The sequence below is a fragment of the Streptomyces sp. YJ-C3 genome, assembly GCF_053891275.1.
The window spans coordinates 5,736,511-5,755,975 of the sequence record NZ_CM132685.1; the positions used below are offsets into that span (position 1 = coordinate 5,736,511).

The 19,465-nt window shown below is 72.4% G+C and carries 25 protein-coding genes; 12 read left to right on the forward strand and 13 right to left on the reverse strand.

Features of this window, described 5'->3' with window-relative positions:
• Nucleotides 1-79 precede the first annotated feature (79 nt).
• The 7 genes from ACVHNB_RS25575 to ACVHNB_RS25605 form a co-directional block, all read right to left on the reverse strand.
• Nucleotides 80-868 carry an urease accessory protein UreD gene (locus ACVHNB_RS25575; protein WP_428956349.1) on the reverse strand — a complete coding sequence of 263 codons (789 nt, stop codon included), beginning with the start codon at nucleotides 866-868 and terminating at the stop codon, nucleotides 80-82.
• Complete coding sequence (gene ureG, locus ACVHNB_RS25580) at nucleotides 856-1,533, reverse strand: urease accessory protein UreG (RefSeq protein WP_456226003.1); 678 nt, start codon at nucleotides 1,531-1,533, stop codon at nucleotides 856-858. The genes ACVHNB_RS25575 and ureG overlap by 13 nt, the downstream gene beginning before the upstream one ends.
• 43 nt (nucleotides 1,534-1,576) lie before the next feature.
• Nucleotides 1,577-2,251 (reverse strand): urease accessory protein UreF, encoded by a 675-nt coding sequence (locus ACVHNB_RS25585; protein ID WP_428956347.1) that lies wholly within the window; start codon nucleotides 2,249-2,251, stop codon nucleotides 1,577-1,579.
• 19 nt (nucleotides 2,252-2,270) lie between these two features.
• Nucleotides 2,271-3,992 (reverse strand): urease subunit alpha, encoded by a 1,722-nt coding sequence (locus ACVHNB_RS25590; protein WP_428956346.1) that lies wholly within the window; start codon nucleotides 3,990-3,992, stop codon nucleotides 2,271-2,273.
• Complete coding sequence (locus ACVHNB_RS25595; RefSeq protein WP_428956345.1) at nucleotides 3,985-4,296, reverse strand: urease subunit beta; 312 nt, start codon at nucleotides 4,294-4,296, stop codon at nucleotides 3,985-3,987. The genes ACVHNB_RS25590 and ACVHNB_RS25595 overlap by 8 nt, the downstream gene beginning before the upstream one ends.
• A gap of 12 nt (nucleotides 4,297-4,308) precedes the next feature.
• Entirely contained in the window at nucleotides 4,309-4,611 is a 303-nt protein-coding gene (locus ACVHNB_RS25600; protein ID WP_428957735.1) for an urease subunit gamma, read from the reverse strand.
• A 199-nt stretch (nucleotides 4,612-4,810) separates the two neighbouring features.
• The gene (locus ACVHNB_RS25605) at nucleotides 4,811-5,431 is read right to left on the reverse strand and encodes a TetR/AcrR family transcriptional regulator (protein ID WP_428956344.1); all 621 of its coding nucleotides are present in this window, start codon (nucleotides 5,429-5,431) and stop codon (nucleotides 4,811-4,813) included.
• A gap of 124 nt (nucleotides 5,432-5,555) precedes the next feature.
• Here ACVHNB_RS25605 and ACVHNB_RS25610 point away from each other — a divergent pair, with 124 nt between their 5' ends.
• Nucleotides 5,556-6,590, forward strand: coding sequence for an ABC transporter permease (locus ACVHNB_RS25610; RefSeq protein WP_456226004.1), 1,035 nt, complete (start codon nucleotides 5,556-5,558; stop codon nucleotides 6,588-6,590).
• An 86-nt stretch (nucleotides 6,591-6,676) separates the two neighbouring features.
• Here the strand turns inward: ACVHNB_RS25610 and ACVHNB_RS25615 are convergent, their stop codons facing one another.
• The gene (locus ACVHNB_RS25615) at nucleotides 6,677-6,967 is read right to left on the reverse strand and encodes a type II toxin-antitoxin system Phd/YefM family antitoxin (protein ID WP_428956342.1); all 291 of its coding nucleotides are present in this window, start codon (nucleotides 6,965-6,967) and stop codon (nucleotides 6,677-6,679) included.
• A 98-nt stretch (nucleotides 6,968-7,065) separates the two neighbouring features.
• On the opposite strand from ACVHNB_RS25615, the gene ACVHNB_RS25620 reads away from it, so the two are divergent.
• From ACVHNB_RS25620 to ACVHNB_RS25630, 3 genes are all read left to right on the forward strand, one after another.
• A complete protein-coding gene (locus ACVHNB_RS25620) occupies nucleotides 7,066-7,701 on the forward strand; it encodes an ATP-dependent Clp protease proteolytic subunit (protein ID WP_428956341.1) in 636 nt (211 codons plus the stop codon).
• Nucleotides 7,702-7,708: 7 nt separating this feature from the next.
• Nucleotides 7,709-8,017 (forward strand): hypothetical protein, encoded by a 309-nt coding sequence (locus ACVHNB_RS25625; protein WP_428956340.1) that lies wholly within the window; start codon nucleotides 7,709-7,711, stop codon nucleotides 8,015-8,017.
• A gap of 531 nt (nucleotides 8,018-8,548) precedes the next feature.
• A complete protein-coding gene (locus ACVHNB_RS25630) occupies nucleotides 8,549-9,022 on the forward strand; it encodes a C40 family peptidase (protein ID WP_428956339.1) in 474 nt (157 codons plus the stop codon).
• Between the two features lie 62 nt (nucleotides 9,023-9,084).
• Here the strand turns inward: ACVHNB_RS25630 and ACVHNB_RS25635 are convergent, their stop codons facing one another.
• A complete protein-coding gene (locus ACVHNB_RS25635) occupies nucleotides 9,085-9,717 on the reverse strand; it encodes a LysE family translocator (RefSeq protein WP_456226005.1) in 633 nt (210 codons plus the stop codon).
• Nucleotides 9,718-9,829: 112 nt separating this feature from the next.
• On the opposite strand from ACVHNB_RS25635, the gene ACVHNB_RS25640 reads away from it, so the two are divergent.
• Nucleotides 9,830-10,750 (forward strand): LysR family transcriptional regulator, encoded by a 921-nt coding sequence (locus tag ACVHNB_RS25640; protein WP_428956337.1) that lies wholly within the window; start codon nucleotides 9,830-9,832, stop codon nucleotides 10,748-10,750.
• Between the two features lie 7 nt (nucleotides 10,751-10,757).
• Here ACVHNB_RS25640 and ACVHNB_RS25645 read toward each other — a convergent pair whose 3' ends face one another.
• A complete protein-coding gene (locus ACVHNB_RS25645) occupies nucleotides 10,758-11,216 on the reverse strand; it encodes an ATP-binding protein (RefSeq protein WP_428956336.1) in 459 nt (152 codons plus the stop codon).
• 284 nt (nucleotides 11,217-11,500) lie between these two features.
• Here ACVHNB_RS25645 and ACVHNB_RS25650 point away from each other — a divergent pair, with 284 nt between their 5' ends.
• Together ACVHNB_RS25650 and ACVHNB_RS25655 are read left to right on the forward strand one after the other, a co-directional pair.
• Nucleotides 11,501-12,352: a helix-turn-helix domain-containing protein gene (locus ACVHNB_RS25650; protein ID WP_428956335.1), complete on the forward strand. Its 852-nt coding sequence runs from the start codon at nucleotides 11,501-11,503 to the stop codon at nucleotides 12,350-12,352.
• 59 nt (nucleotides 12,353-12,411) lie between these two features.
• Entirely contained in the window at nucleotides 12,412-12,645 is a 234-nt protein-coding gene (locus ACVHNB_RS25655) for a DUF397 domain-containing protein (protein WP_428956334.1), read from the forward strand.
• Here ACVHNB_RS25655 and ACVHNB_RS25660 read toward each other — a convergent pair.
• Nucleotides 12,629-13,798, reverse strand: coding sequence for an 8-amino-7-oxononanoate synthase (locus ACVHNB_RS25660; RefSeq protein WP_428956333.1), 1,170 nt, complete (start codon nucleotides 13,796-13,798; stop codon nucleotides 12,629-12,631). The genes ACVHNB_RS25655 and ACVHNB_RS25660 overlap by 17 nt on opposite strands.
• Before the next feature lie 143 nt (nucleotides 13,799-13,941).
• On the opposite strand from ACVHNB_RS25660, the gene bioB reads away from it, so the two are divergent.
• The 4 genes from bioB (at nucleotide 13,942) to ACVHNB_RS25680 (ending at nucleotide 17,942) form a co-directional block, all read left to right on the forward strand.
• The gene (bioB, locus tag ACVHNB_RS25665) at nucleotides 13,942-15,075 is read left to right on the forward strand and encodes a biotin synthase BioB (RefSeq protein WP_428956332.1); all 1,134 of its coding nucleotides are present in this window, start codon (nucleotides 13,942-13,944) and stop codon (nucleotides 15,073-15,075) included.
• Nucleotides 15,068-16,345, forward strand: a complete 1,278-nt coding sequence (locus ACVHNB_RS25670) for an adenosylmethionine--8-amino-7-oxononanoate transaminase (protein ID WP_456226006.1) — start codon at nucleotides 15,068-15,070, stop codon at nucleotides 16,343-16,345. The genes bioB and ACVHNB_RS25670 overlap by 8 nt, the downstream gene beginning before the upstream one ends.
• Before the next feature lie 5 nt (nucleotides 16,346-16,350).
• The gene (gene bioD / locus ACVHNB_RS25675) at nucleotides 16,351-17,112 is read left to right on the forward strand and encodes a dethiobiotin synthase (RefSeq protein ID WP_456226007.1); all 762 of its coding nucleotides are present in this window, start codon (nucleotides 16,351-16,353) and stop codon (nucleotides 17,110-17,112) included.
• A 131-nt stretch (nucleotides 17,113-17,243) separates the two neighbouring features.
• The gene (locus tag ACVHNB_RS25680; RefSeq protein ID WP_428956329.1) at nucleotides 17,244-17,942 is read left to right on the forward strand and encodes a class I SAM-dependent methyltransferase; all 699 of its coding nucleotides are present in this window, start codon (nucleotides 17,244-17,246) and stop codon (nucleotides 17,940-17,942) included.
• Between the two features lie 3 nt (nucleotides 17,943-17,945).
• Here ACVHNB_RS25680 and ACVHNB_RS25685 read toward each other — a convergent pair whose 3' ends face one another.
• Nucleotides 17,946-18,284: a fic family toxin-antitoxin system, toxin component gene (locus ACVHNB_RS25685; protein ID WP_428957734.1), complete on the reverse strand. Its 339-nt coding sequence runs from the start codon at nucleotides 18,282-18,284 to the stop codon at nucleotides 17,946-17,948.
• Nucleotides 18,285-18,330: 46 nt separating this feature from the next.
• Nucleotides 18,331-18,570, reverse strand: coding sequence for a toxin-antitoxin system HicB family antitoxin (locus tag ACVHNB_RS25690; protein ID WP_456226008.1), 240 nt, complete (start codon nucleotides 18,568-18,570; stop codon nucleotides 18,331-18,333).
• Between the two features lie 104 nt (nucleotides 18,571-18,674).
• Here ACVHNB_RS25690 and ACVHNB_RS25695 point away from each other — a divergent pair, with 104 nt between their 5' ends.
• On the forward strand, nucleotides 18,675-19,463 hold the full coding sequence (locus tag ACVHNB_RS25695; RefSeq protein WP_428956327.1) for an ABC transporter ATP-binding protein: 789 nt from the start codon (nucleotides 18,675-18,677) through the stop codon (nucleotides 19,461-19,463).
• The last annotated feature ends 2 nt before the right edge of the window (nucleotides 19,464-19,465 follow it).

Genomic DNA, 19,465 nt, shown 5'->3' on the forward strand with positions numbered 1-19,465 from the left:
TGTGGAGGGTCCCTGACAACAGAGATGACAGACGTTCTTTACCAATCCGATAAACGGTATAACTCGTCCCGGTGAGCGGTCAGGCCAGTTGGCCCAGCGCGGCGTCCAGCGTACGGCGCAGTCGCAGCGCGTCGGGGGCGACCGCGGTGACCAGGACGGCGGGCCCCGCGAGCGGGGTGAGCGCGGCGGTGCCGTCCGCGTCGAGCACGGCGGCGGACGGCCGCTCGGCCTCGAACTCCGGCCGGACGACGACGAGTTGCCCCAGAGCGCGGTGCCCGGCCAGCACCGCGGGGCCGTCCCAGCCGCCGGGCGCGCCCGGGCCGCAGGCGAGTTCCTGGTCGAGCAGCGGCCGGCCGGCCCGGTACACGGTGAGGCGGCTGGTCAGCCGGCCCGGCTGCTCCCCCACGCGGCCGAGCACCTGCTCCTCGCGCAGCACGAGGGTGGCGTCGGGGGCCAGATCGGCGCGGGTCGTGACGCGCAGGTCGCTGCCGTCCGCCGCGATCAACTGCTCGGGCAGCCAGTCCAGTCGGGCGCCCTCGGCGACGGTGAGCCGGACGTCGTAGCGGGCCTCGCCCTTGTCCTGTCCGGGCAGGGAGAGGGTGGCCGCGACGGAGCCGAGGTGCAGGCGGGCGCCCGGCTCCGCGCGGGCCTCGACGGTGAAGTGGTCGCCGCCGAGGGGGCCGCTCATGGCGCCGACGAGCATCACGCGGGCCTCGGTGCCGGTGGCCCGGGTGCGGCGCAGCGCGAGCGATCCTCCGCTCTCCATGACGGGCAGGGCGGTGCCGCCCCGGCCGTCGCCGCGCGCGGCGACCCGGGCCAGGGAACGGACGCCCGCCCGGGCCTCGTCGCGCCCGCTCACGCGGTCCATGCGGCGAGCCGCCCGCGCACCCAGGCCGCGACGTCGCCGACGCCCGTCTCGGAGCGCAACGACTGCAGCACGACGGGGAGTTCGGCCCGCGACTCCTTGGCGTCGGCGGCCATCCGGGCCAGGTCGGAGCCGACGTACGGCGCCAGGTCGGTCTTGTTGATGACGAGCAGGTCGGCGGTGGTGACGCCCGGGCCGCCCTTGCGCGGGATGTCGTCGCCGCCCGCGACGTCGATGACGAAGAGCTGGGCGTCGACGAGGCCCTTGGAGAACGTGGCGGTGAGGTTGTCGCCGCCGGACTCGACGAGGATCAGGTCGAGCGGGCCGACCTCGTCCTCCAGGTCCTCGACCGCTTCGAGGTTGGCGGAGATGTCGTCGCGGATCGCGGTGTGCGGGCAGGCGCCCGTCTCCACCGCGGTGATCCGCTCGGGCGGCAGCACCGCCTCGCGCAGCAGGAACTCGGCGTCCTCCCGCGTGTAGATGTCGTTCGTGACGACGGCGAGGGAGAGCTCGTCGCGCAGGGCGCGGCACAGCGCGGCGACCGTCGCGGTCTTGCCGGACCCGACGGGCCCGCCGAGCCCGATGCGCAGGGCGCGGCGGATGCCGTCGGGGCGATGGGCGTCGGCGGAGACGGCGGCGGGGCCGTCGTGGGAGTGGTCGAGGTGCATGGTCTACGGCTCCAGATCAGGTGGTTCGGGGGTGGGGTGCGGCCTACGAGGCGAACAGTCGCACCGGCCAGGCGGCATGCGCCTCGGCCCCGATCTCCAGCAGCGGCGCGGATCCGGCGGGCAAGGCGTCGACACCCTCGTCGACGGCCCGTCCCGCCGCGTCCACGGCGTCCCGCACGGCGATGTCGAGTTCGGGCGCGAGCCGGGCGAGGGCCGCGGTCGCGTCGAACGGGTCGAGGCTCAGCAGGCGCACGGCGGCGGTCGCGGGTCCGCTGACGCCTTCGTACGCGGAGCAGTACGCGGCGTCCTCGGGCCCGAGTCCGGCCGCGCGGGCGGCGAGGCCGAGCACCACCGGCTGGTGCGCCCCCTTGGGGAACTGCCGCGCCAGTGCGTCGAGTTCGGGATGCGGCCAGGTGGCGCGGGCGGCCCGCATCAGCTGCCGGCCGAGCTTGCGCGCGGCCACGCGGAGGGCTGCCGAGGGCGTTCGGGCGTCCGCCGCCGCGTCGAGGGCGACGGGGTCCATGCCGAGCGCCGCGGCGGCGGCGAGGGAGGCCGCCACGACGCCACTGGTGTGCAGACGGCCGCGGCAGAACTCCTCCAGGCTCGCCGCGCCGGTGATGCGTCCCGCCTTGACCGCGGCCTCCGCCCCGCCGGAGTGGGCGTGCCCACCGGCGGGGAAGCGGCCGTCGGCCAGGACGAGCAGGGCTGCGCGTGTCATGACGTGTTCACCCGGCGGTTCAGAACAGGAAGTACCGCTGGGCGAGCGGCAGTTCGGAGGCGGGCGCGGGTTCCACGAGCTCACCGTCGATGGTCACGGCGAACGAGTCCGGGGTGACCTCGACACGGGGCAGGGCGTCGTTGTTGCGCATGTCGGCCTTGGTGCGGCCGCGGGTCGAGCGGATCGGGACGAACGTGCGCCCCAGGCCGAGGCGTTCCGGAAGACCGTCCTCGATGGCCTGTTCGCTGGTGAAGTTGAACGAGTTGGCCGCGGGGGCCCGGCCGTGGGCGCCGAACATCGGGCGCGGCAGCACCGGCTGGGGCGTGGGGATGGAGGCGTTGGCGTCGCCCATCTGGGCGTAGGCGATCTGCCCGCCCTTGAGGACCACCTGCGGCTTCACCCCGAAGAACTTGGGGTCCCACAGCACCAGGTCGGCGAGCTTGCCGGTCTCGACGGAGCCGACCTCGTGCTCGATGCCCTGCGCGACGGCCGCGTTGATCGTGTATTTGGCGACATAGCGACGGGCGCGCTGGTTGTCGGCGCGGGTGTCGCCGGGCAGGAAGCCGCGGCGGCGCTTCATCACGTGCGCGGTCTGCCAGGTGCGCATGATGACCTCGCCGATACGGCCCATGGCCTGGGAGTCCGACGACATGATCGAGATGGCGCCCAGGTCGTGCAGGATGTCCTCGGCCGCGATGGTGGTGGGCCGGATACGGGACTCGGCGAAGGCGAGGTCCTCGGGGACCGCGGGGTTGAGGTGGTGGCAGACCATCAGCATGTCGAGGTGTTCCTCGACGGTGTTGACGGTGTGCGGCCGGGTCGGGTTGGTGGAGCTCGGCAGCATGTTGGGCAGCGACACCGCGGTGATCATGTCGGGCGCGTGTCCGCCGCCGGCGCCCTCGACGTGGAAGGCGTGCAGGGTGCGTCCGCCGACGGCGTCGAAGGTGTCCTGGACGAAGCCGGCCTCGTTCAACGTGTCCGTGTGGACGGCGAGTTGGGCGCCGGTCTCCTCGCACACGTCGAGGCAGGCGGAGATCACGGCGGGGGTCGCGCCCCAGTCCTCGTGGATCTTGAAGCCGAGGACGCCGGCGCGCAGCTGGTCGCGCATGGACTCCTTCGACATGGTGTTGCCCTTGCCGAGGAAGCCGATGTTGACGGGGCTGTTCTCCATCGCCGCGAACATCCGGGCGAGGTGCCAGGAGCCGGGGGTGATCGTGGTCGCCTTGGTGCCCTCGGCCGGTCCGGTGCCGCCGCCCACCAAGGTCGTCACGCCCGAGGCGAGGGCCTCGTCGACGATGGTCGGCGAGATGAAGTGGATGTGGGTGTCGATGCCGCCCGCGGTGACGATCTTGCCGTTGCCGGCGATGACCTCGGTCTCCGGGCCGATGACGAGGTCCGGGTGGACACCGTCCATGGTGTCGGGGTTGCCGGACTTGCCGATGCCGGTGATGCGGCCGTCACGGATGCCGATGTCGGCCTTGACGATGCCCCAGTGGTCGATGATCAGGGCGCCGGTGATGACCGTGTCGGGGGTGCCCTCCGCGCGGGTGGCACGCGACTGGCCCATGGATTCCCGGATGACCTTGCCGCCGCCGAAGACGGCCTCGTCGCCGGAGAGGCCGGGGCCGCCCGAGCGGTCCTCCTCGATCTCGACGAGCAGATCGGTGTCGGCGAGGCGGACGCGGTCGCCGGTGGTGGGGCCGAACAGGTCGGCGTAGGCGGCGCGGGACAGCTCAGGCATCGAGAGCACCTCCGGTCTCACCGCGCAGGCCGGGGACGACCCGGTTGCCCGCGAGGGGTACGAGTGCGACGTCGACGGGAATGCCGGGTTCGAAGCGAACGGCGGTGCCCGCGGCGATGTTCAGCCGCCGGCCGCGGGCGGCGGCCCGGTCGAAGTCGAGACCGGGATTGGCCTCGGCGAAGTGGTAGTGGGAGCCGATCTGGATGGGCCGGTCGGCGGCGTTGAGCACCGTCATACGTATGACGTCGCGGCCCTCGTTGTACACGACCGGCTCGTCGGCGAAGAGGACCTCTCCGGGAATCATGGCGCGCCCCCGTCAGACGATCGGCTCGTGGACGGTGACGAGTTTGGTGCCGTCCGGGAAGGTCGCCTCGACCTGGACGTCGTGGATCATCTCGGGGATGCCCTCCATGACGTCGTCCCGGGTGAGCAACTTCCGCCCGGAGGACATGAGTTCCGCGACGGTGCGGCCGTCCCGGGCCCCTTCGAGGATGTGCGAGGTGATCAGCGCGACCGCCTCGGGGTGATTGAGCTTCAGACCCCGGCCCCGGCGCTTCTCCGCCACGTCGGCAGCCACATGAATGAGCAGTCTCTCCTGCTCGTGCGGGGTCAGTTGCACGCGTCCCACCTCACAGTCCTTCGCTCCGGACCGTGCGGGGCCCGGCTGCCGCGGCCACCGCGACGGGTATAGATGTAACACACAAGAAATGCGCGCGATCTTGCGCACCCCGGATACAGAAACCCCTGGTGGCGTGGGGCGCAGGCTAGTTGGGCGGAGTTTCAACGAGGTTAACCGTCGCTTGACCGCCGCATTGCCGTCAGCTGACCTCCTCCATGCCCATCAGGCCGCGCAGACCGTTCTGCAGCGTCTCGATCGGCTCCTCGCCGAAGAGCGCCTGCTGGGCCACGAACCCCTGGGCCGCGGCGATCATCGTCCGCGCGACGGCGTCCGGGGCGGCGTCGGCGCGCATCATCCCCGCCTCCCGGTACCCCTCGACGATCGTGACCCAGGCCGCTCGCACCCGCTCGAAGCCCTCCCGGATCACGGCGGCGAGGTCGTCGTTGCGCAGGGTCTCCGTCCACACCTGGACGATGAGCCGCGGAAAGTAGGACGTTCCGTCGACCCGCAGCCCGGGCCGCTCGCGCAGCACCTCCCCCATGACCGTGCCGATGAGTTCGTACGGCGGCGGGGGCGGCGCCTGCTGTCCGGCCGCCTCGAACGCGGAGCGGAGGTCGTCGAGCACCTCCGTGACGATGGCGTGGATCAGCTCGTCCTTGCCGCGGAAGTAGCGGTAGACCGCGCCGGCCGAGAGGTCCACCTCCTTCAGGACGTCCTGCATCGACGTGGCATGGAAGCCGTTGCGGGCGAAGCAGAGCGCGGCGCCGTCCAGGATCTGGCGGCGGCGGGCGTCGAGGTGCTCTTGGGATACGCGGGCCATGGTCCTCAAAATAAAACGAACATTCATTCTTGACAAGCCACCACCCGGTCGGGACAGTGGGGCGCATCAAGTAAAACGAACGATCCTTCGCTATAGCCGCTCGTATCCGTCCGCTGGAGCATCCATGTCCACTCCTCCCTCCGCCTCGCCCACCCCGCCCCCGCCCCGGCCGCCGCACGGCCGCACGATGGTCGGCGTGGCGCTGCTCGTCCCCCTGCTCGCGGCCCTGGCCCTGTGGGCGTTCGCCTGGCCCGCGGCCCGGACGGCCCCGCGCGATCTGCCGCTCGGCGTCGCGGGTCCGGCCGCCGCCGCAGGCCCCGTGGAGCGACAACTGCGCGCGCAGGACGGGGCGTTCGAGGTGCACCGGTACGCCGACGAGGCGGCCGCCCGCACCGCGATCGAGGACCGGGTCGTATACGGAGCGGTGGTGGCGGCACCCGCCGGCCCCAGGCTGCTGACGGCGTCGGCGGCGAGCCCGGTCGTGGCGCAGTTGCTGCAGCAGGCCGTGACGGCACAAGCGCCCGACGGAGCGAAGGTGACGACCGTCGACGTGGTTCCCGCACCGGCGGCCGATCCCCGCGGCTCCGTGCTGAGTTCGAGCGTCCTGCCGTTGGCGATCGCCGGGGTGGCCGGCGGCGCGATCGTGACGATACTGCGGCTGCGCGGCCTCCGGGCGGTCGCCTCGCTGCTGGCCGCCGCGTCCGTGGTGGGCCTCGCGGCAGCCGCGCTGGCGCACAGCTGGCTCGGCGTCCTGACGGGCAACTGGTGGACGGAGGCCGGGGTCCTGGGCCTGTCCTCCCTCGCGGTGGGAGCGACGGTGGCCGGCCTCGGGGCCCTGATCGGCCCGGCGGGGATCGGGGTCGGTGCCCTGTCGATGGTGCTGCTCGGCAATCCGTTCTCCGGGGTGGCCTCGGCGCCGCAGCTGCTGCCCGAACCGGTGGGATTCCTCGGCCAGTTGCTGCCGCCGGGCGCCGGAGGATCGCTGCTGCGCTCGGTCGCCTACTTCGACGGAGCACGGGCGACAGCGCCCGCGCTGACCCTCGCCGCGTGGGCGCTGCTCGGCCTCAGCGCCGTCCTGCTCGGCGCCCTGCGCGGGCGGCGCACGACGACGACCGCGCGGGCCGCGGAACCGGCGGGGACGCCGGCACCCGTGGGCTGAGCGAGCGCGCACACGAACCGGCCGTGCATCCCCGCTGTAGCGGACGGGGGTGCACGGCCTTGCGCGTGCGGGGACGTGGAGGGCGCTTAGCGGACGTCGGGGCCGCGATGCTCGGCGGCGATGCCGAACCGCTGCCGTTCACCCGTAGCGGACGTCAGGGAGCCGACGCGGGAGACGGAACTGATCACCGGCTCCTCCGCGGGGTCACCGGACGGCTCCCCCAGCGCTTCGAGTCGCTCCAGGTCAGCGGCCGAGACGAGGGCGACGAGCGGCTTGCCGTGCCGGGTGACGACGACGCGCTCCCCGCCGTACACCACGCGGTTGATCAAGTCGGCGAGCTCAGCCCTGGCTTGCGTCACCGGAATCTCGTAGGCCATGCTCGCCATCGTACGTCATGTACGTCCTGTACATTTTTTACAGAGACGGCTCTCCGGGCGGTCGGGGAGCCGTGACGAGCACAGGAGGCGCGAGCACCATGACCCGTCCGTCCGGCCGTTACGTCCTGCCCGAGTTCACGGAGCGCACCGCCTCGGGGCACCGCACGCTCGATCCGTACGGGAAGCTGCTGGAGGAGCGCATCGTCTTCCTCGGCACGCCGATCGACGACACGTCCGCCAACGACGTGATGGCGCAGTTCATGCATCTCGAATACGCGGCGCCGGACCAGGACATCTCGCTGTACATCAACTCCCCCGGCGGCTCGTTCAGCGCCATGACGGCCGTCTACGACACGATGCAGTACGTCAGTTGCGAGGTGGAGACGATCTGTCTGGGGCAGGCGGCGTCCGTGGCCGCGGTGCTGCTCGCCGCCGGGACGCCGGGGAAGCGGCTGATGCTGCCCGGTTCGCGCGTGGTGCTCGACCAGCCCGCGCTTCCCGAGCCCGCCCAGGGCCAGCCCACCGATCTGGAGATCCAGGCGCGCGAAATGGTGCGGATGCGCGCGCAGTTGGAGGAGCTGCTCGCGCGGCACTCGGGGCGGGAGAAGGAGCGGGTGAGCCGCGACATCGAGCGGGACACCGTGCTCGACGCCCAACAGGCGCTGGAGTACGGCCTGGTGGACCGTGTCGTACAGAGCCGCGGGACCACGCTCGGCGCACCCGGCGCGAGGTGACGCGTCGATGTATCCCCCCGAACTGCCACCGCTGCCCGCGCTGACCCGCGCCGAGTGCGAGCTGGTCGACAGCTATCTGGCGGTGGTCGATCTGATCGCGCGCATCAATCCGGCGCGCGGCGACGACACCTACCGGGGCCTGCGCGCGGCACAGGCGCTCGTCAGCCGCGCGACGGCGCTGCGGGACGCCCTGGCGCTGATGCACCGGCGGGGCGAGAGCGAGGTGCACGCGGCAACCCTGACGCGCGCGTTGCGCGTCCTTGACGGCGAAAGGCGGACACAGAGAGTCACTTTGCCGCCGGAAACGATCCATTGAGGACAGAGCTCGGCCGAGACGTCTGCGCCGGAGTCGAAACGGCCCAGATGGTGTACCCCCGAACGGACTAGACGTTCGTACGTCAAAACGCTCGCCAGAGTTGCGCACGGACGGTAGGCAGACTCCGGAATGAGGCGTTCCGTGCCTGGTACAGGCGTCGTCGGGCGTCTCGGACCCGGTCCGAAAGCCGCACTGTCCACCTGAACGGGCCAAGGGTGAGGAGCCTCACTTACCGCCGGTTCAGCTCGGCTTCGGCGACACGGGTGCGTGAAGATCCCTTCCGACGACAAGCCCCCGCCGCCGCGGCGGGGCGGTCCGTGCGGACGCCGAGTCCTGCCGCCGTGCGGATGCCAGGTCGACAGAAGTGCATCGGCAGGAGTGGAGGACCCAGGCACGACGGGCCGCCGGCCCACCTCGACGGAGGTGGCGCCCGAGGGGCCCTTGGGGTGAAGCCGCAACCCGCGGCCGGGCATCTTCGCCTGCCCGAACCCGACAGGTCATCCTTCACAGGCGGCTGACGAAGGGTTGCGCATGACCGCGCTCAATCGTGTTCCCTCGCTGCTGACCCGGGCCGGTACCGCATCGGTCCTCACCCTCGCCGTCGCCGGAGCCGGACTCATGGTCCCCGGCGCCGCGTCCGAGGCGTCGGCGGCCGCGGCCTCGACCAAGGCACTCAGGGTCGCGGCCTCGAAGAAGGGATCGCCGTACAGGTGGGGCGCCACGGGCCCGCATCGGTTCGACTGCTCGGGCCTGACGCTCTACTCGTTCAAGCGGGCGGGCAAGAAGCTGCCCCGTACCGCCGCGCAGCAGTACAACAAGACCCGCCACGTCTCCGCGTCCGGCCGCAGGTCGGGAGACCTGGTCTTCTTCCACTCCGGCCGGAGCGTCTACCACGTCGGCATCTACGCCGGGAAGGGACGGATCTGGCACTCCCCGAAGACCGGGGACGTGGTGCGGCTGCAGAAGATCTGGACGAAGAGCGTCTGGTACGGCCGGGTGCGCTGACCCCGCCGCGCAGCAGCCGGGTGCGGACGGACCGGGCGCCAGGCCCGTCCGCAGCCGGCCCCTCACGCGAACAGCGGCTCCCCCAGGAGGACCAGCGCGAGGATCACCAGCGCGCTGCCGGTGACCGCCTCCACCGCGCGCGCCGTCCGCGGCCTGCGCAGCCACCGGCCGAGCCGGTCCACGAGCAGGGCAACGACCGGGAACCACAGCAGCGCCAGGGCCACGACGATCGCCGAGAGGACGGCCGTGCGCGGCAGCGCCGGGCTGCCTGCGGGCACGAACTGCGGCAGCACGCTCAGGAACGTGATCGGCGCTTTCGGATTGAGCGTGTTGGTCAGGAAGCCCTGCCGCAGTGCCCCGCCCGCCGGCCCCCGCTCCGCGTCGGCCCCCGCCTCGCTCCGCTCACCGAGCGGGCGCAGCGCCGATCGCAGCGTCCGCAGGCCCAGGTGGAGGACGTAGACGCCGCCCACGAGTTGCAGTGCGCGGAACAGCGCCGGTACGGCGGTCAGGACGGCGGCGACCCCGGCGACGGCGAGCGCGGTGTGGACGAGCAGACCGCCGGCCACCCCGAGCGCGCAGGCGACTCCGGCGCGCCGCGAGACCAGGGAATTGCGTACGACAACGGTGAAGTCCGCGCCGGGGAGCGTCACCATGCCCGCGGCGACGCCCGTGAAGGCGACAAGTTGAGCGTCCATGAGCGCCAGCCTGCCCGAGCCGGGCCTTAGGCAGGTATGTGCAATATTCTGGGTCTGCCTGAAGCGCTGCTTAAGGCTTCCCTGTGCTCCCGTACGGCTCCGGAGGCGGTCGATGTACGACCCGACGCGGCTGACCGCGCTGGTGGCGGTCTCCGAGGCCGGTTCGATCACCCGGGCCGCGCAGCGCCTCGGGTACACGGTCCCCGCGCTGTCGCAGCAGCTCGCGAAGCTGGAGCGGGAGGCGGGGGCGGCCCTGCTCGTGCGGCACCACCGGGGCGCCCGGCTCACGGGTGCGGGCGAGGTACTGGTGGAGACGGCGCGGCGGGTGCTCGACGAGATGGAGCGGGCGCGGCACGAACTGGCCCGGCTCGCGGGTCTGTCGGGCGGCCGGCTCCGGCTCGGTACGTTCACGACGGCGGGCATGCATCTGCTGCCGCCGGCGCTGACCGCGTTCCGCCGGGCGCATCCGGATGTGGAGCTGACGGTCGCCGGATACGAACCGCCGTCGGGGATCGCGGCGGTGGCGGCCGGCGCTGTGGATGTGGCGCTCACGCACGCCTATGCGCCGGCCGAGCCGGTCGCGGTGCCGTCGTCCGTGGCCCAGGAGACCGTTCTCGTCGAGGAGCTGGTGCTCGTGACGGCGCCGGGGCAGGCGCTGACGGCCGGGACGGCGGGGACGACGCGGCTGCCGCTGGCCGAGCTGGCGGGGCAGCCGCTGATCAGCATGGCGCCGACGTATCCGCCGCGTCAGGGGGCGGAGGCGGCGCTCGCCCGGGCCGGGGCGACGCCGTCGGTGCTGGTGGAGACGCCGAGTTACGCGCTGGTGTGCGCGCTGGTGAGCGCGGGGCTCGGAGTGGCCGTGGTGCCGGAGATGGTCGCGCGGATGTCCGCGACGCCGCTCGGGGTCAGGCTGCTGGAGCCGGGAGATCTGCGGCGGACCGTGTCGGTGGTGCACCGGGCGGACGAGACGAACCCGGCAGTGGACGGATTCCGAGCGCTGCTGCGCGGTGCGTTCGCCCGGTCCGGGAGCTGAGACTTCGTCAGCAGGCGGATGCGGGGCGGTTGTTGGCGCCGTTGACCCTGGTGATCCAGGGCAGGGCGATCCATACGGTCTTGCCGCCCTCCGGGGTGGGCGCCACCGAGAGTCTTCCGCCGCACTCCGCGGTGAGACAGCGGATGATGACCATGCCGCGCCCGTTGTCCTGCTGCACGGCGGCGGGCAGTCGCTTGGGGTAGCGCGGGTGGCTGTCGGTGACGCCGATGCGCAGGCGCTCGTCGCGTTCGAGCTCCACGTCGACGGTGAAGGTGGGCGACTGGCCGAGCGTGTGCTGCACCGCGTTGGTCGCGAGCTCCGAGACGATCAGGCGCACGGTGTCGGCCGCTTCGGTGTCACCCGGCATGCCCCATTCCGCCAGTACATTGCTGACGTACTTGCGGGCCGCTGGCACCGAGGCAGGATCGCTCGGCAGCGTGACGGATGCTTCCTGGTGGTCTGCCATGGCGACGTCGTCCCTTTCCCACCGGGGTCGCGCGCCCGACTCTGGCGGTTCGCTGGCGTGCGGCCCCCGACTGCTCTTCGCGCCAGACTGCCACTTGGATGCCCTTCCGTGGTGCCGATCCCTCAAGATATGCATATATCTGTCGCTCGAAGCGGTGAACTCTGCGACGGTAGACCGTATTTGGGCGAGCGCACGCCGGTTCCTCTACCGTCTCCTCAGGAGCCACGCCGCACGGGGCCAGGGAGGAGTCCGGCCGCGCGGCCCGAGGAGCGTGAGGAGTCGGCATGAAATACGGTCCCGCGGTCCGCCGTCGCAAGCTCGGTGCCGAACTGCGCGCGCTGCGCGTCGGGGCCGGACTGACCAGTGGCGAGGCGGCCCGGTTGGTCGGCTGGCACCAGTCGAAGGTGAGCCGGATCGAGACAGGACGCAGCGGCGTGAAGGCGTCGGACGTGCTGCTCCTGCTCGACGCGTTCGAGACAACGGACCCCCGGCTGCGGGAACTCGTGGTTGCGTTGGCGGGGGCGGAGGATGCGGGCGGGCACCATTGGTGGCACGCCTACCGGGGGCTGTTGCCGCCGTCCTACCGCGACTTCATCAGCCTGGAGTCGCAGGCGTGCCGGATCCGGACGCTGGAGACGAGTGTGGTGCCCGGGCTGTTGCAGACGCACGAGTACGCGCGCGCGGTGACTCGCTCGGTGCTGGCGGGTATGCCGGACCGGCACATCGAGGCGCTGGTGGAGGTGCGGCTCGCGCGGCAGGAGGTGTTGCGGGCGCAGCCGCCGCTGGAACTGACCGCGGTGCTCGACGAAGGGGTGTTGCGGCGCGAGGTGGGCGGATCCGGAGTCCTGCGACGGCAGGTGGCGCATCTGGTCGAGGCGGCCCAGATGCCGCATGTCCGGATTCAGGTGCTTCCCTTCTCCGCCGGTGGCCACATCGGCCTCACCGGCCCTTTCGTTGTCTTCTCATTTCCGAACACGTCTGATCTGGATGTGGTTGTTCTCGACCATCTGACGAGTAGCCTCTACCTCGAGCGGAGAGAAGACCTCAAGGCGTACACCGATGCCTTCGACACTCTTTCGCTCCGTGCGCTTTCACCCGAGGACTCGTTGGAATTCATCGCACAGATCGCCGGATAACCGAGCGGGACGAGGACGCCGACACCTCGCCCCGGGCCGGCACTGCGTAAGGGGGCACCATGTTTGCACTGCCTCGGCATGTTCCTTCCGTTCCCTCCAGCTCGACGCTCAGCGGCGCCCGGTGGCGGCGCAGCAGCCGCAGCACCGGCGCGAACAACTGCGTCGAGACGGCCCCCCTGGCCTCGGGGCCCACGGCCGGACTGATGGCCGTCCGTGACTCCAAGAACACCGCGGGGCCCGCCCTGCTGTTCACGTCCTCCGCATGGAAGGGGTTCGTCAACTCCCTTCGGTGAAAGCGCCGTAGGGAGCCGTGCGGCTGATCACCCCCACGGCCTCGCCGAGTTGCACGTCGGTGAGGTCGGCGCGGGCGGTCAGTCGCAGCCGCGAAATGCCGTCGGGTACGGACGGCGGGCGGAAACAGCCCACCGAAAGACCCGCCGTACGGCATTCCGCGGCCCAGCGCACCGCCTCCTCGGGTGAAGGCGCGCGCACGGAGACCACCGCCGCGTCCGGGCGGACGGCAGCCAGCCCGGCCGCGGTGAGCAGCTGATGCAGGGTCGTCGCGACCTCACGGGCCCGGTCGGCGCGCGCCGGTTCGTGGCGCAGCAGACGCAGCGCGGCCAGCGCGGCCCCGGCCGCGGCGGGGGCGAGCCCGGTGTCGAAGATGAACGTACGGGCCGCGTTCACCAGATGCTCGATGACGTGCGCCGGGCCCAGGACCGCGCCGCCCTGGCTGCCGAAGGACTTGGAGAGGGTGACGGTGGCGACGGTGTCCGCCGCGCCCGCCAGGCCCGCCGCGTACGGCGCGCCCCGCCCGCCGGTCCCCAGCACACCGAGGCCGTGCGCGTCGTCGACGAGCAGTCCGGCCCCGAACTCCCGGCAGAACGCCGCGAGTTCACCGAGCGGCGCACGGTCCCCGTCGACGGAGAAGACCGTGTCGGAGACGACAACGGCCGGTCCGTCGTGGGCGCCCAGGGCCTTGCGGACGGCGGCCGGGTCGGCGTGCGGCACGACCTGGGTGGCGCCGCGGGCCAGTCGGCAGCCGTCGATGAGAGAGGCGTGGTTGGCCGCGTCGGACACGATCAGCGAGCCGTGCGGGGCGAGCGCCGTGACGGCGGCGAGATTCGCCGCGTAGCCGGAGGACAGCACGAGCGCGGCCTCGAATCCGCAGAACTCGGCGAGTTCGCGCTCCAGCCGGGCGTGCAGCTCGGTGCTGCCGGTCACCAGCCGGGAGCCGGTCGCCCCGCCGCCCCAGCGGCGCGCGGCCTCGACGGCGCCCTCGACGACCTCGGGGTGACGGGCCAGGCCCAGGTAGTCGTTGCTCGCGAGGTCCAGCAGCGGGGAGTCGGCCGGGCGGGGACGCAGCGTGCGCACGAGGCCGGCGGCCTCACGGGCACGGCGCTGCTCGTCGAGCCAGCCGAACGCACGGACGGGGGCAGTGGCCATGACTCCCTCTGTTTGTAGGTAACGCACAGACCCTAGCCCTGCCGCTACAAGGTCAGGGTGTGGCAATACCCACACGTCGAACGCGGTCCTTTGTACGAAGTCTCCTTTCGCGGGGGTGTCCCGATAGGCAAGGATCAGGCGCCATGGACCTGCTGAACACGCTGGTGGACAAGGGGCTTCGGCGCGAGCTGCCGAGCCGTGAAGAGGCGCTCGCCGTGCTGGCGACGTCGGACGACGAGCTGCTCGACGTGGTCGCGGCGGCCGGCAAGGTGCGCCGCACGTGGTTCGGACGCCGGGTGAAGCTGAACTACCTGGTGAACCTCAAGTCGGGGCTGTGCCCCGAGGACTGCTCGTACTGTTCGCAGCGCCTCGGCTCCAAGGCGGAGATCCTCAAGTACACGTGGCTCAAGCCCGACGAGGCCTCCAAGGCGGCGGCCGCCGGTGTCGCGGGCGGCGCCAAGCGCGTCTGCCTGGTGGCGAGCGGGCGCGGCCCCACGGACAAGGACGTGGACCGCGTGGCGCGGACGATCGACGCGATCAAGTCCGAGAACGAGGACGTGGAGGTGTGCGCCTGTCTGGGCCTGCTCTCCGACGGGCAGGCGGAACGGCTGCGCGGGGCGGGCGCGGACGCGTACAACCACAACCTGAACACGTCCGAGGCCACGTACGGCGACATCACGACGACGCACACGTATGCGGACCGGGTCGACACCGTACAGAAGGCGCACGCGGCCGGGCTCTCGGCCTGTTCCGGCCTGATCGCGGGCATGGGCGAGAGCGACGAGGACCTGGTCGACGTGGTGTTCGGGCTGCGGGAGCTGGACCCGGACTCGGTACCGGTGAACTTCCTGATCCCCTTCGAGGGGACCCCGCTGGCCAAGGAGTGGAACCTGACGCCGCAGCGCTGCCTGCGGATTCTGGCCATGGTCCGCTTCGTCTGCCCGGACGTGGAGGTGCGGATCGCGGGCGGGCGCGAGGTGCACCTGCGCTCGATGCAGCCGCTGGCCCTGCACATCGCCAACTCCATCTTCCTGGGCGACTACCTGACCAGCGAGGGCCAGGCGGGCAAGGCGGACCTGGAGATGATCGCGGACGCCGGGTTCGAGGTGGAGGGCGCCGACCAGGTGACGCTGCCGGAGCACCGGGGCGGCGGATGCGGTTCGGTGTGCGCCTCCGACTCCGGGGACACCCCCGCGGCGGAGGTGCCCGAGGCGCGCACCGATCTGGTGGCGGTACGCCGCCGGGGCGCGGGGACGGATGTCGCGCCCAATGCCTGACCCGCGCATCGACGAGCTGCTGGCGCTCGACCGGCAGCACGTCTGGCATCCGTACGGTCCCATGCCGGGCCGGCAGGAGCCTCTGGTCGTCGAGTCGGCGGCCGGGGTGCGGCTGCGCATCGCCGGGCACGGCGAGCTGGTGGACGGCATGTCGTCGTGGTGGTCCGCGATCCACGGCTACCGTCACCCCGTCCTCGACGAGGCGGCGCGCGGCCAGTTGGAGCGGATGAGCCATGTGATGTTCGGCGGGCTCACGCACGAGCCCGCCGTCCGGCTCGCGAAGCGCCTTGTCGACATGTCGCCGGACGGTCTGGAGCATGTGTTCCTCGCCGACTCCGGCTCGGTGTCGGTGGAGGTAGCCCTCAAGATGTGCCTGCAGTACTGGCGCTCGCTCGGCCGGCCCGAGAAGCACCGGATGCTGACCTGGCGCGGCGGGTACCACGGCGACACCTGGCAGCCGATGTCCGTGTGCGACCCGGAGGGCGGGATGCACGGACTGTGGTCGGGGGTGCTGCCGCAGCAGGTCTTCGCGGACGCGCCGCCGAGCGCGTACGAGGAGTCGTACGCGGAGCATCTGCGGAAGATGGTCAGGCGGCACGCGCACGAGCTGGCCGCCGTCGTCGTGGAGCCCGTGGTGCAGGGTGCGGGTGGGATGCGTTTCCACTCTCCCGCGTATCTGCGGGTGCTGCGGGAGGCGTGCGACGCGCACGACGTGCTGCTCGTGTTCGACGAGATCGCCACCGGGTTCGGACGGACGGGCGCGCTGTTCGCGGCCGGACACGCGGCGGTGACGCCGGATGTGATGTGTGTCGGCAAGGCGCTGACGGGCGGCTATCTGACGCTGGCGGCGACGCTGTGCACGGCGCGGGTGGCCGACGGGATCTCGCGGGGCGAGGTGCCGGTGCTCGCGCACGGGCCGACGTTCATGGGCAATCCGCTGGCCGCGGCGGTGGCCTGCGCGTCGATCGATCTGCTGCTCGGCCAGGACTGGCGGGCGGAGGTCAAGCGGATCGAGACCGGGCTGCGTGACGCTCTGTCAGCTGCCGTGGATATGCCCGGAGTTCGTGAGGTGCGGGTGTTCGGCGCCATCGGGGTCGTCCAGCTGGGCCACGAGGTGGACATGCGGGCGGCGACGCGGGCGGCGGTCGCGGAGGGTGTGTGGCTGCGGCCGTTCCGCGACCTCGTCTACACGATGCCGCCGTACGTCACCGATGACGAGGACCTGGCACGGATCGGGCGCGCGGTGTGCGCGGCCGCGCGGGAGGGATGAGCGGGATGAGTGGGGCGAGCGGGGCGAGCGGGGCGAGCGGGGCGACGCGTTCGACGGTGCTGGTGGTCACGGGGACCGGGACCGAGATCGGCAAGACGGTGACGACGGCCGCGGTGGCCGCGGTGGCGGTGGCCGCCGGACGGTCGGTGGCGGTGCTCAAGCCGGTGCAGACCGGCCTCGCGCCGGGTGAGCCCGGGGATGTCGACGAGGTGGTGCGGCTGGCGGGGCCGGCGGTGACGCCGGTGGAGCTGGCGCGGTTTCCGGAGCCGCTGGCACCGGGCACGGCGGCGGCGCGGGCGGGGCTCGCTCCGGTGCGGCCCGGCCAGGTCGCGGAGGCGGCGCTGAAGTTGGCGGCCTCGCACGATCTGGTGCTGGTTGAGGGGGCCGGTGGGCTGCTGGTCCACTTCGACGAGGTGGGGGCGACGCTGGCGGACGCGGCGCGGCTGCTCGGCGCGCCGGTGCTCGTGGTGGCGCAGGCGGGGCTCGGGACGTTGAACTCCACGCAGTTGACGGCCGAGGCGTTGCGCGCGCGGGGCCTCGCCCAGGCGGGGGTCGTCATCGGGAGCTGGCCGCGGGAGCCGGGCCTTGCGGAGCGGTGCAATGTGGGTGACCTGCCCGGGGTCGCGGGGGCCGCGCTGGTGGGGGCGGTGCCGGCCGGGGCCGGGGCGCTGGCGGGCGCCGCGTTCCGGGAGCGGGCCGCGCGGTGGCTCGGGCCCGAGCTGGGCGGGAGCTGGGACGGGGCGGGGTTCGCGCGGCGATTCGGGTGACACCGGGGAGCAGGCCGTACGCGTGGGGCGGGGGCGGGCACGGGTCCGGTCCCGGGCCTGGCAGAACCGTTCATTCTGGGCCCTCGGGGGAACAATCGGCGTAACCAGTCGGCCCGGCCTAGGAGGGTCCCATGGTGGACCGGAATCCGCCTCTCGGTAGCAATGCGGTGCGACGGGCATCGCGTGACGTGGTGCGCCATCCCGTGTTCGCGCGCTACTACGCCCGCGTCAGCGAGCGCGCCGAGCCGACGATGGGGCCGGTGCGCACCGAGCTGCTCGGCGGGTTGTCGGGGCGGGTCATCGAGGTCGGCGCGGGCAACGGGCTGAACTTCGCGTACTACCCGGGCACCGTCTCCGAGGTCGTCGCCATCGAGCCGGAGCGGATCCTGCGCCAGTTGGCGGTCGAGGCGGCGCAGCACGCGCAGGTGCCGGTGGACGTGGTGCCGGGGGCGGCGGAGGCGCTGCCGGTGAAGAGCGAGGGCTACGACGCGGTCGTGCTGTCCATCGTGCTGTGCAGCGTGCGCGACGTGGCGCGGGCGCTCGCCGAGGTGCGCAGGGTGGTGCGGCCGGGTGGCGAGGTGCGGTTCTTCGAGCACGTACGGGCGCCGAAGCGCGGTATGCGGGGCGTGCAGCGGGCGCTGGACCGGACGGTGTGGCCCCGGGTGTTCGGCGGGTGCCACGTGGGCCGGGACACGCTGGGCGCGCTGCGGGACGCCGGGTTCGAACTGGGCGCGTACCGCGAGCTGTTGATGCCGGAGCGGGGTCCGCGGCTGCCGACGTCGTACTGCGTCCTCGGGACGGCCAGGCGGCCCGAGGGCGACGCCCCGTAGCGGTCACCGGCTCCACTTGCGCAGTTCCTTCTCGATGTCCTGGACGCTCGCGCCGCCGTCCTTGACCAGGCGGGCCAGTTCGCGGACCTGCTCCGGCGAGGTGGCCACGTCGAGGCCGCCGGCGACCAGATAGGCGTAGGCGACGGCGGAGGCGAACATGGCGTTCGATCGCTCCAGCGCCGGTATGTGGATGAGGAGTTGGAGCAGCGCCGCGGCGCGGGCGTGCGGGGTCTCGTAGACCGGCACGTCGAAGATCCGCGCGTCGTGCCGGGCGACGGCCGCGACGAGGGCGCCCCAGTCGGTGACCTGGGGGTCGCCCGGGGTCTTCTGCTCCGCGATCATGAGCAGCCAGGCGAGATCGATACCGAGGGGCGCGGGGTCGCGCGGTTCACTCAACGGGACGGCGCCGGCCTTCGCGGTCCGCGCCGAACTCCTCGGCGAACACGGACTCGTACTGCCTCATGAAGTCGGCGGCGGCGTCGACGAAGGTCCGGCCGGTCTCGCCGGCGTCCCGTCGGACCAGCTCCTCGATGTACCGGTTGACGCTCATGCCGCGGGCGAGCGCGCGCTCCCGGGCGGCGCGGGCGGTGCCCTCGTCCACCCGCACGTTCAGCTGGGTCTTCGCCATGCCCTCACGCTAGCGTCGTTGCGCTAGCACCCGCAAGACCACTGGTGCGGGCTATCCTCGTACCGACCTGATGCGCAACTAGCTTTCTATGCAAGGGAGTTGGGGTGGGGGATGCGGATGTGGTCCGGGATGTGGCCGCCGCGCGGGCCAGGGGCCTGACGAAGGCGTACGGCTCCGGTGAGACGCAGGTGCTCGCGCTGGACGCGGTGGACGTGGACATCGCGCGGGGCCGCTTCACGGCGGTGATGGGTCCTTCGGGCTCGGGCAAGTCCACGCTGATGCACTGCCTGGCCGGTCTGGACACCGTGTCGGCGGGCCAGGTGTGGCTGGGCGGCACGGAGATCACCGGCCTGAAGGAGCGGGAGCTGACGCGGCTGCGGCGCGACCGCATCGGGTTCATGTTCCAGTCCTTCAACCTCATTCCGACGCTGACCGCCGCGGAGAACATCACGTTGCCGATGGACATCGCGGGCAGGTCCCCGGACCGCGCGTGGCTGGAGCAGGTCATCGACACGCTCGGGCTGCGGGACCGGCTGAAGCACCGGCCCGCGCAGCTGTCCGGCGGGCAGCAGCAGCGGGTGGCGTGCGCGCGGGCCCTCGCGGCCCGGCCGGAGCTGATCTTCGCCGACGAGCCGACGGGGAACCTGGACTCACGGGCGGGCCTGGAGGTGCTCGGGTTCCTGCGCGAGGCGGTCGACGATCTCGGGCAGACCGTGGTGATGGTGACGCACGACCCGGGCGCGGCCGCCCATGCCGACCTGGTGCTCTTCCTCGGCGACGGACGCCTCGTCGACGAGATGCACGAGCCGACGCCGGAGGCCGTCCTGGAGCGCATGAAGCGGTTCGACGTCGTCCGCGGCGCGGTGGCCGAGCAGCACGGCCCCGGGCAGTAGCC

What these genes read in the sequence shown, in the direction of transcription:
- ACVHNB_RS25575 (WP_428956349.1), bottom strand. Translation starts at nt 868, where the DNA reads ATGGACCGCGTGAGCGGGCGCGACGAGGCCCGGGCGGGCGTCCGTTCC.
- ureG (WP_456226003.1), bottom strand. Translation starts at nt 1,533, where the DNA reads ATGCACCTCGACCACTCCCACGACGGCCCCGCCGCCGTCTCCGCCGAC.
- ACVHNB_RS25585 (WP_428956347.1), bottom strand. Translation starts at nt 2,251, where the DNA reads ATGACACGCGCAGCCCTGCTCGTCCTGGCCGACGGCCGCTTCCCCGCC.
- ACVHNB_RS25590 (WP_428956346.1), bottom strand. Translation starts at nt 3,992, where the DNA reads ATGCCTGAGCTGTCCCGCGCCGCCTACGCCGACCTGTTCGGCCCCACC.
- ACVHNB_RS25595 (WP_428956345.1), bottom strand. Translation starts at nt 4,296, where the DNA reads ATGATTCCCGGAGAGGTCCTCTTCGCCGACGAGCCGGTCGTGTACAAC.
- ACVHNB_RS25605 (WP_428956344.1), bottom strand. Translation starts at nt 5,431, where the DNA reads ATGGCCCGCGTATCCCAAGAGCACCTCGACGCCCGCCGCCGCCAGATC.
- ACVHNB_RS25610 (WP_456226004.1), top strand. Translation starts at nt 5,556, where the DNA reads ATGTCCACTCCTCCCTCCGCCTCGCCCACCCCGCCCCCGCCCCGGCCG.
- ACVHNB_RS25615 (WP_428956342.1), bottom strand. Translation starts at nt 6,967, where the DNA reads ATGGCCTACGAGATTCCGGTGACGCAAGCCAGGGCTGAGCTCGCCGAC.
- ACVHNB_RS25620 (WP_428956341.1), top strand. Translation starts at nt 7,066, where the DNA reads ATGACCCGTCCGTCCGGCCGTTACGTCCTGCCCGAGTTCACGGAGCGC.
- ACVHNB_RS25625 (WP_428956340.1), top strand. Translation starts at nt 7,709, where the DNA reads ATGTATCCCCCCGAACTGCCACCGCTGCCCGCGCTGACCCGCGCCGAG.
- ACVHNB_RS25630 (WP_428956339.1), top strand. Translation starts at nt 8,549, where the DNA reads ATGACCGCGCTCAATCGTGTTCCCTCGCTGCTGACCCGGGCCGGTACC.
- ACVHNB_RS25635 (WP_456226005.1), bottom strand. Translation starts at nt 9,717, where the DNA reads ATGGACGCTCAACTTGTCGCCTTCACGGGCGTCGCCGCGGGCATGGTG.
- ACVHNB_RS25640 (WP_428956337.1), top strand. Translation starts at nt 9,830, where the DNA reads ATGTACGACCCGACGCGGCTGACCGCGCTGGTGGCGGTCTCCGAGGCC.
- ACVHNB_RS25645 (WP_428956336.1), bottom strand. Translation starts at nt 11,216, where the DNA reads ATGGCAGACCACCAGGAAGCATCCGTCACGCTGCCGAGCGATCCTGCC.
- ACVHNB_RS25650 (WP_428956335.1), top strand. Translation starts at nt 11,501, where the DNA reads ATGAAATACGGTCCCGCGGTCCGCCGTCGCAAGCTCGGTGCCGAACTG.
- ACVHNB_RS25655 (WP_428956334.1), top strand. Translation starts at nt 12,412, where the DNA reads ATGTTTGCACTGCCTCGGCATGTTCCTTCCGTTCCCTCCAGCTCGACG.
- ACVHNB_RS25660 (WP_428956333.1), bottom strand. Translation starts at nt 13,798, where the DNA reads ATGGCCACTGCCCCCGTCCGTGCGTTCGGCTGGCTCGACGAGCAGCGC.
- bioB (WP_428956332.1), top strand. Translation starts at nt 13,942, where the DNA reads ATGGACCTGCTGAACACGCTGGTGGACAAGGGGCTTCGGCGCGAGCTG.
- ACVHNB_RS25670 (WP_456226006.1), top strand. Translation starts at nt 15,068, where the DNA reads ATGCCTGACCCGCGCATCGACGAGCTGCTGGCGCTCGACCGGCAGCAC.
- bioD (WP_456226007.1), top strand. Translation starts at nt 16,351, where the DNA reads ATGAGTGGGGCGAGCGGGGCGAGCGGGGCGAGCGGGGCGACGCGTTCG.
- ACVHNB_RS25680 (WP_428956329.1), top strand. Translation starts at nt 17,244, where the DNA reads ATGGTGGACCGGAATCCGCCTCTCGGTAGCAATGCGGTGCGACGGGCA.
- ACVHNB_RS25685 (WP_428957734.1), bottom strand. Translation starts at nt 18,284, where the DNA reads ATGATCGCGGAGCAGAAGACCCCGGGCGACCCCCAGGTCACCGACTGG.
- ACVHNB_RS25690 (WP_456226008.1), bottom strand. Translation starts at nt 18,570, where the DNA reads ATGGCGAAGACCCAGCTGAACGTGCGGGTGGACGAGGGCACCGCCCGC.